We start from the raw sequence: 13943 nt of genomic DNA on the forward strand, positions 1-13943 counted from the left end.
TTTTATTTCAAGCAAAAGTTTTTTTTTAGTTTAAACACTGAAAACATTTTTCTTTTTGTACTTTGTTTTTTATCCTTTACCAAAGGCTTGGTTTATAGTACCTTTTGTACTCTTTAATTAATTTTTTTAGTTCTTTTTCTTTATTTTGAAGAAAGATATTGATTTGTCTGTTTTCTTCGTTGCTGTCTATAGATATGTCCTCTACAAAAGAAACTAAAAAATCTAGATCTTCTTTTAATAGGTTATAAAATATTCGTGAATTTTTTTTTATATCGTGAGAATTTAATAAATACAAATTAACAGAATAAATAGAAATATATAAAGATGCTTTTGTATGATTTAAAACTTTATTGATTTCAAGCATCTGCTCTTGAGTTAAGTCCGTATTATCAAAAGAAAAAAGAAGTGTTCTTATAAGTAATTTTATATATTTTTGCTTAGATGTGAATTTATTTCTGGGATTACTATCTCTTGATAGAAAGGGGAGTCTTCGGTTGTCTGGGCGTCTAATCCTCGTGTTTGATATCCTGTTTCAACTATTCCTAAAATTGGCTCATCATTTGTTACTCTGTTTATTTCTAAAACCACGCCTCTATAGTAGTTAGGTGCTTTTATTGAAAATAAAAAAAATAAACATATTATATAATTTTTCTTGCTTATAAATAAGATCATGTTATATGATATGCAAAATATGACATTTAACTCAATATGACTCGCATTTTTTTATTTAATAAATCTTAATGACTTTTTTATTTGGTTTATTGAGAACAAAGCAGTTTTATGTTTTAATTAATATGAATATGTCATCAACTTTTTTATTAAATGAACAGCTAGCAACCGCATATGGTGTTTATGCTATGAGTGTTATCAAAGGAAGAGCCCTTCCTAGATTGCAGGATGGTTTGAAGCCTGTGCAGCGTAGAATTCTTTATTCTATGTTTGAATCTGGTTTTAGATACAACAAACCATTCAAGAAATGTGGTCGTATTGTTGGTGATGTTTTGGGTAAATATCATCCTCATGGTGATGCTCCTATTTATGAAGCTTTGGTGCATTTAGCTCAAAGTTTTATAATGTCATCTCCTTTAGTGCGAGGCCAGGGCAACTTTGGTTCTATAGATGGAGATAAGGCTGCTTCATCTCGTTATACAGAGGCTAGACTGGAACAAATTTCAGAATATTTATTACAAGATTATGACAAAGATACCGTTCCTTTTAAGTTAAACTATGATTCAACTTTAAAAATTCCTGATGTTTTACCTGCTCAATTTCCAAATTTATTAGTAAACGGATCAAGCGGTATAGCTGTTGGAATGGCTACTAATATTCCTCCTCATAATTTAGGTGAGGTTTTAGATGCTACTATCGCTTTGCTTGAAAATGAAAACATTTCTTTAGACGAGATTATGGCTTTTATAAAGGGTCCTGATTTTCCAACTGGTGGTGAATTTTTTGGTGGTAAAGATTTAAAAAGAGCTTATGAAACAGGGCGTGGAAAAGTTATTTTAAGGGGCACCATAGAGGAAGAAGCAGTAAGTTCAAAAGTCAACTTAATTATAACTTCAATTCCATATCAAGCTTCTAAAGCAAAAATTATAGAAAAAATAGTTGAGTTAGTTGAAGAAGGTGTTTTAGATGATGTTTCAGACGTTCGAGACGAATCGAGTAAGATTATCAGAATTGTTATAGAGTTAAAAAAAAATGCAAATATTGAAATTATAAAACAAAGAATATTTGCTTTAACAACGCTTCAATCTTCATTTAGTTTTAACATGGTTGCAATAAACAATGAAAAACCTCAAACTTTTGGATTATTAGAAATTTTGAGAGAGTTTTTAAAATTTAGAGAAGAAGTTGTTATAAAAAGAGCTGAGTTTATTTTAAAAAAGACTTTGGCAAAAACACACATAGTGTGGGGGTTGTATTTAGCAACCAATATGTTGGATAAGATCATATCAACAATTAGAGAATCAGAAAACCCAAAAGAAGCTGAAGAAAAATTAATGATGCTTCCATGGAGCAAAAATCATTATTCTCCTATTTTAGATATTTTAGGGGATGGTTTTATTAATGATGATCCATATTATTTTTCACAAGAGCAAGTAAAAGGTATTTTAGATTTAAAACTTCAAAAATTAACTAAATTAGAAAAAAATCTTCTTTTAGATGAATTAAATGAATTAAAAGTTATTATAGACGAACAAAACAAAATTATTATTAATAGGCAATATAGATTGTCATTGATGAAAGATGAGTTTGTAAAGATAAAGGAAAAGTTTGCTGGAAAAAGAAGAACCAATCAATTAACTATGTTGGATGATTTAAGTGAAGAAAGTTTAATAGAAGCTGAAGATGTTGTTATTATGATAAGCGCAGCTGGTTACATTAAAAGGGTTAAATTAGAAGAATATAAGGTTCAAAATAGAGGAGGCAGAGGAAAGCTATCTAATAAAAAAGTTGAAGACCCAATTATTAATTTATTTATGATTAACACCTTGACCTCTGTTTTGTTTTTCACAAATAAAGGAAAAGTTTTTGAAATTAAGGGCTATCAAATTCCGGAATGTTCGTTAACAGCAAGAGGAAGGGCCGCTGTAAACCTGTTTAAATTAGACGATGATGAATTTATTTCAACGATTTTACCAATGGAAACAGATAATGGATATTTATTTTTTGTTACAAGTAATGGAACTGTTAGAAAAAATAAATCGTCAGACTTTTTAAATATAAGGGTTAATGGAAAAATAGCTATGAAATTTGAAGAAAACGATTCAAACAAATTACATAGTGTGTTGCTAGTAAACGATGGAGATGACGTTCTTTTAACTTCTTCTATTGGTAATGCAATAAGATTTTCTATTGATGATGTTCGAATTTTTGAGAGTAGATCTTCGCAAGGGATTCGTGGAATGAATTTAAAAGATGATGAGCATATTGTTGGGGCAACAAAAGTGGCGCTAGATGCTCATACTGAGTTTGAAAATGATTTTGTTCAAGATGATAAAAAAAATGTTGAAGAAAATAATGGGGAGCTAGGTTCAAATGATTTGCAAAGTGTTTCAGTGGATAAGATAGAAGAAAAAATTTTAAATTCTAGTGCAGAAATATTGTGTGTAACAAAAAATGGATTTGGAAAAAGATCTTCTTTTGATGAATATAGGAGAATAAACAGAGGAGGAAAAGGATCTAAGGCTATGAATATAAACAATAAAACAGGTGAATTAGTATCTGCTGTGTATGTTGAGCCTAACGATGAAATATTGATAATGAGTAACAATAGTCAGACAATTCGAATAAGTTTAAACGATATAAGAAAAAGTGGACGTGTTACATCTGGTGTTTGTTTAATAAAACTTCCAGCCAATGATTTTATTACTCAGGTATTGAGAGTAACAGAAACAGAAGAGTCGGTTTAAATAGTTTTAATTTGAAAAATAATATATTGCTAAACTTTTTAATGATTTTTCTACTAGTTATGTGCTATTATTTTCCTATGTTTTAAAGAGCTCTTTTTTATCCCGGGGTAATTTTTTTATTTTATCTGCGTTGCATTAGCTTTGTATCTGGTTTCATCTGAGTTTTCATCTGATGTGTAATCTGATATTTCATCTAATGTGGAATATGACGAGCAATCTAAGATTTTATCTATAAATTCATTCTCAGAATCTGACCTATCAGAAAGATTTATTAATTGATTTTTTATTGAGAGATCTAGAATTTTTTCTCGCTCATTTAGACATTTATTCCAAAAAGATAAATATTCTCTTTTTGTTTCCAGCCTTTTTTCCTCTGAGTCTGTTTTTTTTCCATTGGATCCACATTATTTTTTTTTTCCTCCAGATAACTCGTCAAAGCATTCAAAGAGGTTTTCTGTAAAGCTAGATCGTTTATTATTGCTTCTAAAATATTTTTCTTTTTTTTTATCTGATTTTCCAAAGATTCTAGATGTGTTTTCCATAGTAAAAAAGCTTTTTTTTTTCTTTTTAAAAATTTTTTCTGTTGTTTTATCTCTTCTTCTTGTTCTTCTATATTTATTTGTCGTGTTGTATGTTCTTTATACTCATTGTTTTTTTGTCCTTGAGGTGAATACAGTTGAAACAAGTAAAAAACAGAGCGAAAATTTAAAGAAACTTTTTTCATTGGCCGTCCTGTTAAATAGACTGTATAGTTAAAACGACCTCTTTTCAATGCTTTTTTTGGAACATTTATTTTATTTAATTTTCATATGATATTAGAACAATTATAATTTATTTTTAGTTATCTAAAAATTTTAGATGATTTTGTATCTTCTAATGTTTCTATAAAACCATCGTTAACATGTTGAATCTCAACTTTATTAGTACGAACGCTTTCTCTAGTCACAACAACCTTACAAGGTTTTAATGTCTCTAACTCAAACATCGTTTCTGTTAAAATTTTTTCAATCACGCCTTTTAATCCTCTTGTGCTAATTTTCTTTTTTAGTGTTAAAGTTGCTATTTCATCTAATGCTTCATCTGTAAAAATAAGTTCACAATTTGAGCATTTGAATAGTTGTTGATATTGCTTAATAATAGCGTTATCTGGTTTTGTTAAAACATTAATAAGTTGTTCTTTAGATAGTTCTTGTAAAGTAACAACAGATGGCAATCTTCCAACAAACTCAGGGATCATGCCATATTTTATTAAATCTTCTGTTTCAACATTAGAATATGTTTTTAAATCATTTTTTTCTTTGATTTGTGCATGAAGACCAATAGAGGATATGTTTGTTCTGTTGTCAATTATTTTTTCTAAACCAGAAAAAGCTCCAGCGCAAATAAATAAAATATCAGAAGTGTCTATTTGAATTGTTTCTTGACCAATTGATTTTTTACTTCCAGGTGTTACGTTTGCTATTTTTCCTTGTAATATACCTAATAAAGCGTGTTGAACTCCTTCGCCAGAAACATCTCTAGATAAAGATCCTGCTGAATTTTTAGTTGCAATTTTATCTATTTCATCTATAAAAATTATACCTTTTTGGGCTTTTTCAACGTTAAAATCACATTCTTGTAGTAACCTTAAAAGCATTGTTTCAACATCTTCTCCAACATATCCAGCCTCTGTTAATGTAGTTGCATCTGAAAAAGCAATTGGAATTCCTTTTTTTGAAAATAATTTTTGAAGAACTTTTAATAATAATGTTTTTCCAGAGCTGGTAGGACCAATCATAAGAAGATTCACCTTGCCTTCTTGTAAAACATCTGAGCTTTGAAACAATAGTCTTTTATAGTGGTTGCTAACGACTACTGCCAACTGTTTTTTTGCATCTTCTTGTCCTATTACAAACTTATCAAACTCATTTTTTAAAAACTTAGGAGAGATATCCCAAAAATCTTCATCAATATTGGCTTCATTTTTTTCTTGCTTTAAAGCCTCTAGGGCTAACTCTAAGCATTCGTTGCATATTGATGCGTTTTTACCGGCTATTAATTTCTCAACCTTTAAATTGTCTTTTTGACAAAATGAGCATACGTTTTTAGGATTCATTTCCTATATTTTACAATAAAAAAAGGTTAATTGTATATTGCTTTATTCTGTTTTTATTATTTAGTTGGGTTTGTGTTTTTTATAATTATTATTTATATTTGAAGGTATGAAACATAAAAGTTTATTAATTTTAGCCTCTATTTTTGACATGCGTTCCGAACCGTCTAAATCAGATGTAGACTCTTTGAAAAATCAAGCAGAAAGCATGAAATCTGCGGATTTATCTTTGGGTAGAGCAGAGGTTGGTTATAAAGGATTGTTTTTACCATATTCGATATTTGTATTTGGAGTTGATGCAACTTTAAACGTTTATCTTGGTGCAGGTGCAATTTATAATACAGAATATCAAGGGTGGCCATTAGAGTTTAGAGCTATTCTTTATTATTTTGATTGGGAAAACAAAGAGTTTAGCAGAGAATATTTTTCAAAAGTACCAGTAAGCTTAAGTGTTGCTACTAATATTTTGGGCTTCAATGTTGGAGCATCAGTTGCCTTATCGTTAAACAAGAAGTTTTTGGTTTCTGTTTTTGTAAACATTGTGCATGATGATTTTGATTTATCTATAAATTATCATGCTTATGGTAAAAATGACTTTTTCTCAAAAAGCTCTTTTTCAAAAGTTTCACTTAAAAAATGGAGAGAAGATAATAAAAAAGTTGTTTCTGGTTTCAAAACATATTGTTTAAAAAATAACGCACCTAATGAGCAACAAGAAAAAATGATAAAGGCGTTTCTTGATCATTGTTCTTATAACGTTGCGCTTGCAGATTATTATATAGACGATAAGAAGATAAGTGATTATAGCAAAGGAAAAAGTGATTCTATTTTTATCATTGGTAGATCAGGCTCAGGAAAAACATATATATATGATTTAATCGAAAAATTTATTGAAGAAAATGAATTAAATAGTATTGCTTTATTTAAGCTAAGCGCAGACAACTTCACTCCAGAAGGTTATGTTGGAGGAAAAGCAAACAAACAGGTTGAAAATGGATATAATACAATTATAGAGGATAATAAATTTAAACATAACCTAATAACTCTTTCTAGATGTCTTATTTTAATTGATGAAATTGATTGTATTTCTGATAAAGGAATTCGTGGTGGTGCCGATGATTTTTATACCAGGGTTCAAAAAAACTTGTTAGAGTTTATTGAGGGTAAAAAATTTTATCAAACAAAAATTGGTAAAATTCGAGTTAATGGATGTTTTAAATTGCTTCCAGGTGCATACGAAAGCAGGTCAGGAGAGTTAGAGAGAAAGGTTATTGAAAATGTTTTATTGTCTAATACTATGTTAGGTGATTTAATTAAACCTTTAAATAATTATATTAAAAAAGAAAAAATAGTAGGCTTCAATCCAGAAATTTATGAGCTGTTTAATAAATTAAAAACTAAGACAAAAGACTTTAGTGAAAGAGTAACAACTATTTTAAAGAAAAACCCGATTTTTAACGAGCTTTTGTCTAATGATCACAACCCAAAATCAGTAGAAGAAATTATTGCTGGTTTAGAAAAAGAAAAAGTTTTCTCAGATTTTTCTACTGATAACAAGGTATTAGCTCTTTCAAAAGAAATTTCTGGCTCATTCAAAAAGTTAGAAGATTCTATTAAAACAGAAGCTTTTTATGATGTTTATAGCAGGGTAATTAAATATGGTAAAGAGCTTGAGTTTTTAGCAGATAAACCAGAAGGGTTTGTTAGAATTGTTGAGTTGGCGATTGAAAACTATAAATTGAGTCATCCTTTATACTGTCTTCAAGAATCTGGTATGGGAAAAGAAATGTTAAGAAGAGGTACAAAATATTTCTATATAATGAATCCATCTGTTGGTGTTGCTAAAAAGTTTTTACAAAATTCTAAATTAGGGGAGTTGCTTAACAATCTGGAAAAGAATGAAAAAATAAAAATACGCGGATGTTCTATTGACGATTATTATTATCAAATTTTAGATTACAAAAAAAATGATAACGCTACATTTACTTATAGAGAATTAAGCAACATATCCTCAGATGTAATTGAAGAGATAAAACAGGTTTTAAGTTCTAATGGAAAAATTGCTTTAGTAAAAGAAAACGGAATTATTTTAATAAAACCAGAAGTTTCTGAAATTGAAATAAATGAATTAAGAGAGTTTTATAAAAAAGAAAAAAAGAAGCTTGAAGAGAGCATTGTGAATTTATCTAGTAAATTGGAATCAGGAATAAAAACTCTTGATTTATCTATATCAGATGAAAATAATAATGCGCTTGATATTAATACAGAGCTGTTTAAAGAAGATGATAAGGGAATTTTGAGCTTTCCAGACAACATTGATTTGACAAAATTAAAAAAATGTTTTAGTGATTTTTCGAATCTTCAAAATAAAAACAATAGGTTTTTTGCTATTCAATCAATGATTGATAGAATTCGATCTATGCACATAGATGGAAAGCACACTTTTCATGCTATAGACTTTGAGAAAGAGGTGAGACAAAATATTTCAGAAGCTTCTTCCCTCTTTACAAACCCATTTGTATATAAGAGCGGTTGGACTTATGAAGAATTACAACAAGGTTTAAAAGAATACTTTCATAAACACAACATTAAATATATTACCGCGGATATAAAAGAAGCCTTTGAAAATCTTATAAAAAACATTGAAAAAAGAAATAACTTAATAAGTAAAGATGTTGAACTTAAGAATCTAGAAGTAGAATCTGCAAATCCTCTTACAAAAACACCAAAAACAAAAGAAGCAATAGAACTGCAAAAAAAAACATCTAAATTACAAGAAGAAATATCAAAAATTATTTATTCAGAAAATCCTGAATCAAAAATTATTTATTCAGAAAATCCTGAAGAAGAAGCTTCTAAAGAAGGTGTCGATACACAAGCATCAAACGTAAGCGAGTAAGATATTAATATAATTTCTTAGTTATTGTTTTTTTTTATTATATTTTTAATAATTCTTGTATGTATTCTGAAAATATTTTCACTAAAATTATTAAAAAAGCGATTAATTCTGAAGTTGTTTTTGAAAATGAGTATGTTTTAGTTATTAATGATATTGCCCCTAAAGCCAAAAACCATTGGTTAATTTTACCTAAAAATAATTACTCTGATTTAAAAGATTTTTTAAACAACGCTTCTGAAGATGAGCAATTGGCTTTTTTTGATTGTATTAAAAATTTTTTAAATAAGGTGGAATATGCTAATGTTCAATTTAATATAGGTGAAAAAGCTGGCCAAGAGGTAATGCATTTACACGCGCACATTATATCTGATTATTAGATGTGATCTTGTTAATAAATTAAAAAAAAGGGTAAAAAAGTATGAAAGAAATTTTATGGGTAGATTCGCATTGTCATCCTCAATATGAAAATTTAGGATTGGAGTCTATAGAGGAAGCATTAGAAAATGGTATATCAAAAATATGCTGTGTAGCAGCTGGAGAATCTTTTGCAGAGCATGATTTTTTAATGAAATGTAAAGAAAAATATAATACAGCGATTGTGATTGGTGAACACCCAACGAATGATTTTGCTAAAACAGACTGGAATTTTTTAGAATCTGTAATTTTAAATTATAATGCAATTGGAGAAACGGGTTTTGATTTTCAGTCAGAAATAGAGCCACAAATTGAAGCATTTGAACGACAAGCTAATTTAGCGCTTAAATATGACTTGCCAGTTGTTTTGCACATAAGAGATGCTGGAGATGGAAAAATAGAAGAATTAACAATGCAAGAATTAAAAAAATTTCCAAATTTAAGAGGAGTTTTTCATTGTTTTGTTGGTGGTAAAAAATTAGCACAATTTGCAATTGATAGAAATTTTTTTATATCTTTTTCAGGTATAATAACGTTTAAAAAAGCAGAAGCAATACGAGACCTAATGAAAACTTTACCTGTTGAGAATTTTTTAATAGAAACAGATGCTCCTTACTTAGCGCCAGTACCTAAAAGAGGAAAAATAAATAGGCCATCATATGTTAAATATGTTGGTGAATTTATTTCTCAGTTTTTAAATATAAAAGAAGAAGTTTTTTCTGAAATTGTAAATAAAAATTTTGATAAGTTATATTGGAAAAGTTGAGTTTTTATAAAATCAGTTATGTTTTTAAGTGTATTGTAAGTCCATGAGATTTTTTTTATTTTTATTCCATTTTGTTCACTCTCCCAGTTTAGCGAATCAAAATCAAAATAATATTGAACCTGGTTTAGATCATTTGTTGGCTGCAAATGAACAGAAGCTGCATATTTACTTTATTAATCTTTTTGATATAACTCATTCTAAAGATTTTTATGGTATTCAAAATTTTCAATATTTAATGATTAAAGATTCAGTGTTTATGTTTAATCGTTTTTTTTCTCGCAATAAAGAAAATTTTGATCAATGTAATGCTGTGTTTCGTTATGTAAAATATTATACAAATAGTTTAAATGAAGAAGAGGAAAAAGAAAAAGAGTTTTTTAATTTAGAAAATTCAAAAGAGCGTTCAGAATATTTACAAATGATAAATAGATATCATGTAAATAATTTGAAGCATATTATAGTACAAGAGCGCACAAAGAGAGTGAGGTCAGAGTCAAAAGCAACGTCAGACCAAAATCGAAAAATAGTTAGATCAGAATAAAAATTTTATGTTAGAATAAAAAGATGATATACGGTATAGATTTTGGAACAACATATACGGTAGTTTCATATTTCCAAAACGAAGAAATAAAATTTATTACTTTTCAAGATTCTATTTTTTTGCCAACTGAAAATAGCAGAATAAAACATTTAAAAAGAGTATTATTAAAAGAATTAAACCAAGAGGCTTTTTCTGATAACAATAAAATTTTAAAAATTTTAGTTGATTTTTTTATTTATATAAGAAATCAAATTATTTATCAAAATAATGAAAAAGATATATTAATAAATTGTGTTTTAACAGTTCCAATAAGATTTAACGATTTAAATAGATATTTTATAAAATATGCGGCAATTTCTGCTGGTTTCAACGTGATTAAATTGATTCAAGAACCCATAGCGGCAGCAATTTCTGTTATTAATCAGAACAAGTTAAAAAATGGAAAATATATAGTATACGATTTAGGCGGAGGAACTTTTGATGCAACTTTAATAAAAAAACATGAAGATATTTTTCACGTTTTAAAAGTTGATGGATTAGAAAACTTTGGTGGAATAGATATTGATAAATATATTGCAGAAAAATTGAAAATTTCAGAAAAAGAAGCTGAATTTTTAAAAAAAACACAATATTTTGAAGATTTAGATATAGTTTTAGAAAAAACATATAAAATAGTAGAAAAATTATTAGAAGAAAAAATAGAAGCTATTATTTTAACAGGAGGATCATCTTATTTAAAAAATATATATAATTATTTTGAAAAAAACTTTAAAATTATTTCGTCTAAAAACTTACAAGTATTAGTTTCAGAAGGAGCCACATTATACGGAGAAAATTTTTTGAATCAGTCTCAATTTTTAATAGACGTGACTCCTTTTAATTTAGGAATTGAAGTTTTAGGAGATAAATTAGAAGTAATTATTCCAGAAAACTCTCCAATCCCTGTCAAAAAAACAGAAAAATTCCTTCCGATAAATAAAAAAACAGTAATAAAAATTTTACAAGGTACTTCCATCATAGCATCTGAATGTAAAAAACTTGGAGAGTTTGTGTTGGAGTCTGATGTTGAGTTTTATGTTGATTTTATTCTAGATTGTGATGGAATATTAACAGTTAAGGTTCTTGATAAAGTATTTGCTATTTCTTCTGTATTTGATTAATTTTATTTTTATTATGAAAATGAAAAAAGCTATTAAATATAGGAGCTACATTTTAAAAGAGGGAAGTATAAAACTATATAATTGAGTTTAAAATCAAAGCTTCAGTGTTAGGCAAAATAATTAAACGAAAAACAACAATATCAGATGGAACATTTCTTAAAAACCCAGAGTAATATTGAATTTCATATTTTGAAACAAGCCTTTCATTGAGAAAAACCTGATTAGAAGAGTTTAAAAAAGTTGTTTTTTTCATTTGTGAATTATTCTTAAATAAATTTGGATACAAAAAATATGGTGCATCAAAAGGTAAACATTCTTCATTTTTTATTAATTTAATTTTTGATGAAAAAAAAGATTCGCTAATACCAAGATCTTCTTCTTGATCAATTTTTTCGTAATTTTCATGAGAACGTAAAAAGCCAGCAATACTTTTTAATTGATCTTTTTCAAAGTCGATTGAAAAATTTATATTTTGTGTTTTTCTCTGAACTAAAATTAAAAAAAAAGTGAAAATAGAAAAAATTAAAAATAATAACATGGTTTATAGGCTGTTTTTTATGTTTTTTAATTCGTTTATCTGATTATTGTATAAAGAGTGGATGTTTTTTATGCCATATTTTAACATAATCCAACGTTCTAAGCCCATACCAAATGCAAAAGCCTGTGCGTTTGGTTTATTAAATCGCTCTAAAATAGTTGGATGAATAATACCGCATCCACCAATCTCTAATGGTTCACCATCTTCGCTTAAGATTAATTTGCCATTTTCAACTTTAGCGTATGCAAAAACTTCGCAAGAAGGTTCTGTGAAAGGAAAAAAGGAAGGTCTAAATTCAACCTTGACTTTTCTTTCAAAAAAACTTTCTAATAAATATTCTAAAAAGCCTTTAAGATGTTGCATAGTGACACCTTTTTCAAGAATTATTCCTTCTATTTGTTGAAATTGACATGAATGTGTAGCATCATGAGAATCATTTCTAAAAACATTTCCAATAGAATAAGCTCGTATATCTTTATTAATTCTCGAAATCGATTCCAGAAGCCTAATTTGAACGGCGGTAACTTGAGTTCTTAATAGTTCTGATTTATCGTTAGACATGTAAAAAGTATCATTATTATCTCTTGCAGGGTGGTCCTCTGGCATGTTTAAGGCATCAAAATTATAATATGTTTTTTCAATATCTGGGCCTTCAAAAAATTCAAAACCAATATTATTAAAAATTGTATGTAGTAATTCGATTGACTCTGAAACTATGTGTTTTAGGCCAATATCTGTTTCTGGCAACAATCCAAAGTCTGTTTTTTCGCAGTTTTTTTGAGAAAATTCTTCTTCTTTTTCTTTTATTAAGGTTGATATTTTGTTTTTTATCCCATTTAATAATGGGCCAAAAAATTTTTTTTCCTCTAAGCTTAATTTGCCTAAGCCTTTTAATTCATTTGTGATAAACCCGCTTTCTCCGATTAATTCTGCTTTTACTTTGTGTAAACTTTGAATTGATTTTGTTTCTTGAATAATTTCAATTGCTTGATTTTGTATTAACTCATATTTTTCAGGGTCATTATATGTTAATTTCATACATAATATTGTAGTTCCTTTTTTTTATTTTGGGAATTCTTTTTTGCTTTTATTTAGCTTAAAAAATGATAAAAAAACATTAAAAAAACACTCAAAAATGATTAAAAAACGTTAAAAAACTGCTTTTTTTTTATTTTAAAATTTCTTTGCATTTTTGTTTGAATTAATATATTTGAAGAATATTTAAAATTCTTTTTGCTTTAATTATTTGAAATTTTTTTAGATATGTTTTATATGTTTTATATGTTTTTAAAAGATATGAACACCTTGTATTTTGAATGTTAAGTATTGTTGTTTATTGTGGGTTGTGTTTATGAAAAATCCAAAAGCAATGAAAATATATTTCATCTGAGCCTCCTTTTTCTAGGCTACTAGTTTTTGCTAAAAAATCTAGTGATTTGATATAATTTTGACGTTTGTTTTTGTTATGGCTAAATCAAAATCTGATATTGATTCTAATGCTTTTAGGTTATGATCGTTTATTAAAAAACTTAGTCCTTTTTCTTTTAATTTTATAAATATTTCGCATACATTTTCTATTGTTGGTATATCTAATGCCGCAAATGGTTCGTCTATTAAGGCCAGTTGACATTTTCCTACCATTAGTTTTGATAGTTCACACAGTCTTAATTGTCCTCCTGATAGTTGGTTTGGGGTTTTATATACAAATTCATTTATTTGAAAAGTTGAAATTGCTTTGTTTATCGTATCTTCTCTTTCGTTGGCTTTGGGCACTAAATATTCTGCAAAAATACATAAATTGTTATAAACAGAAAGATCTTGAAAGAATGAATTTTTTTGTGGAATATATTTTAATCCTAGCTCTATTCTTTTTATGGATGACAGATTGTTTAATGTTATTGATGAGTTTAAAATTATTTCTCCTTGGTTTATTTCTCTTAATCCTATTAGTGCTTCGTAAAATGATGATTTGCCAATTCCATTTGGTCCTCTTAATCTCCATATTTCGTTTGAGTTTATTTTAAAGTTTACATTTGTTACAAAAATTAAATTATTAGCTTTATTTAGTACATTTAAATTTTTTGCTTCAAACATCTATTTATTAATACTATATAAAA

General features: G+C 27.5%; 13 protein-coding genes. 6 read left to right on the forward strand and 7 right to left on the reverse strand.

Annotation, left to right across the window (positions count from 1 at the left end; all coding sequences use genetic code 11):
• Positions 1-76: 76 nt before the first annotated feature.
• Together AAHM83_RS01485 and AAHM83_RS01490 are read right to left on the reverse strand one after the other, a co-directional pair.
• Positions 77-364 (reverse strand): hypothetical protein, encoded by a 288-nt coding sequence (locus AAHM83_RS01485; protein ID WP_342261728.1) that lies wholly within the window; start codon positions 362-364, stop codon positions 77-79.
• Between the two features lie 59 nt (positions 365-423).
• Positions 424-672, reverse strand: a complete 249-nt coding sequence (locus AAHM83_RS01490) for a hypothetical protein (protein WP_342261729.1) — start codon at positions 670-672, stop codon at positions 424-426.
• 122 nt (positions 673-794) lie between these two features.
• Between AAHM83_RS01490 and gyrA the strand changes: the two genes are divergently transcribed.
• Positions 795-3416, forward strand: coding sequence for a DNA gyrase subunit A (gene gyrA / locus AAHM83_RS01495; RefSeq protein WP_342261730.1), 2622 nt, complete (start codon positions 795-797; stop codon positions 3414-3416).
• A 316-nt stretch (positions 3417-3732) separates the two neighbouring features.
• Here the strand turns inward: gyrA and AAHM83_RS01500 are convergent, their stop codons facing one another.
• Positions 3733-4140: a hypothetical protein gene (locus AAHM83_RS01500; protein ID WP_342261731.1), complete on the reverse strand. Its 408-nt coding sequence runs from the start codon at positions 4138-4140 to the stop codon at positions 3733-3735.
• 117 nt (positions 4141-4257) lie between these two features.
• Positions 4258-5511 (reverse strand): ATP-dependent Clp protease ATP-binding subunit ClpX, encoded by a 1254-nt coding sequence (gene clpX, locus AAHM83_RS01505; RefSeq protein WP_342261732.1) that lies wholly within the window; start codon positions 5509-5511, stop codon positions 4258-4260.
• A gap of 106 nt (positions 5512-5617) precedes the next feature.
• On the opposite strand from clpX, the gene AAHM83_RS01510 reads away from it, so the two are divergent.
• From AAHM83_RS01510 to AAHM83_RS01530, 5 genes are read left to right on the forward strand one after another with little or no spacing between them, the layout of a single operon-like run.
• Positions 5618-8407 carry an AAA family ATPase gene (locus AAHM83_RS01510; RefSeq protein ID WP_342261733.1) on the forward strand — a complete coding sequence of 930 codons (2790 nt, stop codon included), beginning with the start codon at positions 5618-5620 and terminating at the stop codon, positions 8405-8407.
• Positions 8408-8466: 59 nt separating this feature from the next.
• Positions 8467-8784 carry an HIT family protein gene (locus tag AAHM83_RS01515; protein ID WP_342261734.1) on the forward strand — a complete coding sequence of 106 codons (318 nt, stop codon included), beginning with the start codon at positions 8467-8469 and terminating at the stop codon, positions 8782-8784.
• A 41-nt stretch (positions 8785-8825) separates the two neighbouring features.
• The gene (locus AAHM83_RS01520) at positions 8826-9587 is read left to right on the forward strand and encodes a TatD family hydrolase (RefSeq protein ID WP_342261735.1); all 762 of its coding nucleotides are present in this window, start codon (positions 8826-8828) and stop codon (positions 9585-9587) included.
• Positions 9588-9630: 43 nt separating this feature from the next.
• Positions 9631-10128: a hypothetical protein gene (locus AAHM83_RS01525; RefSeq protein ID WP_342261736.1), complete on the forward strand. Its 498-nt coding sequence runs from the start codon at positions 9631-9633 to the stop codon at positions 10126-10128.
• A 23-nt stretch (positions 10129-10151) separates the two neighbouring features.
• The gene (locus AAHM83_RS01530; protein WP_342261737.1) at positions 10152-11288 is read left to right on the forward strand and encodes an Hsp70 family protein; all 1137 of its coding nucleotides are present in this window, start codon (positions 10152-10154) and stop codon (positions 11286-11288) included.
• Positions 11289-11361: 73 nt separating this feature from the next.
• On the opposite strand, the gene AAHM83_RS01535 is transcribed toward AAHM83_RS01530, so the two are convergent.
• The 3 genes from AAHM83_RS01535 to AAHM83_RS01545 all read right to left on the reverse strand — a co-directional run bounded on the left by AAHM83_RS01535 (position 11362) and on the right by AAHM83_RS01545 (position 13920).
• On the reverse strand, positions 11362-11826 hold the full coding sequence (locus AAHM83_RS01535) for a hypothetical protein (protein ID WP_342261738.1): 465 nt from the start codon (positions 11824-11826) through the stop codon (positions 11362-11364).
• A 3-nt stretch (positions 11827-11829) separates the two neighbouring features.
• Positions 11830-12864 carry a phenylalanine--tRNA ligase subunit alpha gene (pheS, locus tag AAHM83_RS01540; protein WP_342261739.1) on the reverse strand — a complete coding sequence of 345 codons (1035 nt, stop codon included), beginning with the start codon at positions 12862-12864 and terminating at the stop codon, positions 11830-11832.
• Positions 12865-13254: 390 nt separating this feature from the next.
• A complete protein-coding gene (locus AAHM83_RS01545) occupies positions 13255-13920 on the reverse strand; it encodes an ATP-binding cassette domain-containing protein (protein WP_342261740.1) in 666 nt (221 codons plus the stop codon).
• Between the last annotated feature and the right edge of the window lie 23 nt (positions 13921-13943).

This window comes from Alphaproteobacteria bacterium endosymbiont of Tiliacea citrago (assembly GCF_964031065.1).
Classification (GTDB): Bacteria; Pseudomonadota; Alphaproteobacteria; order CAJXXZ01; family DAHXLG01.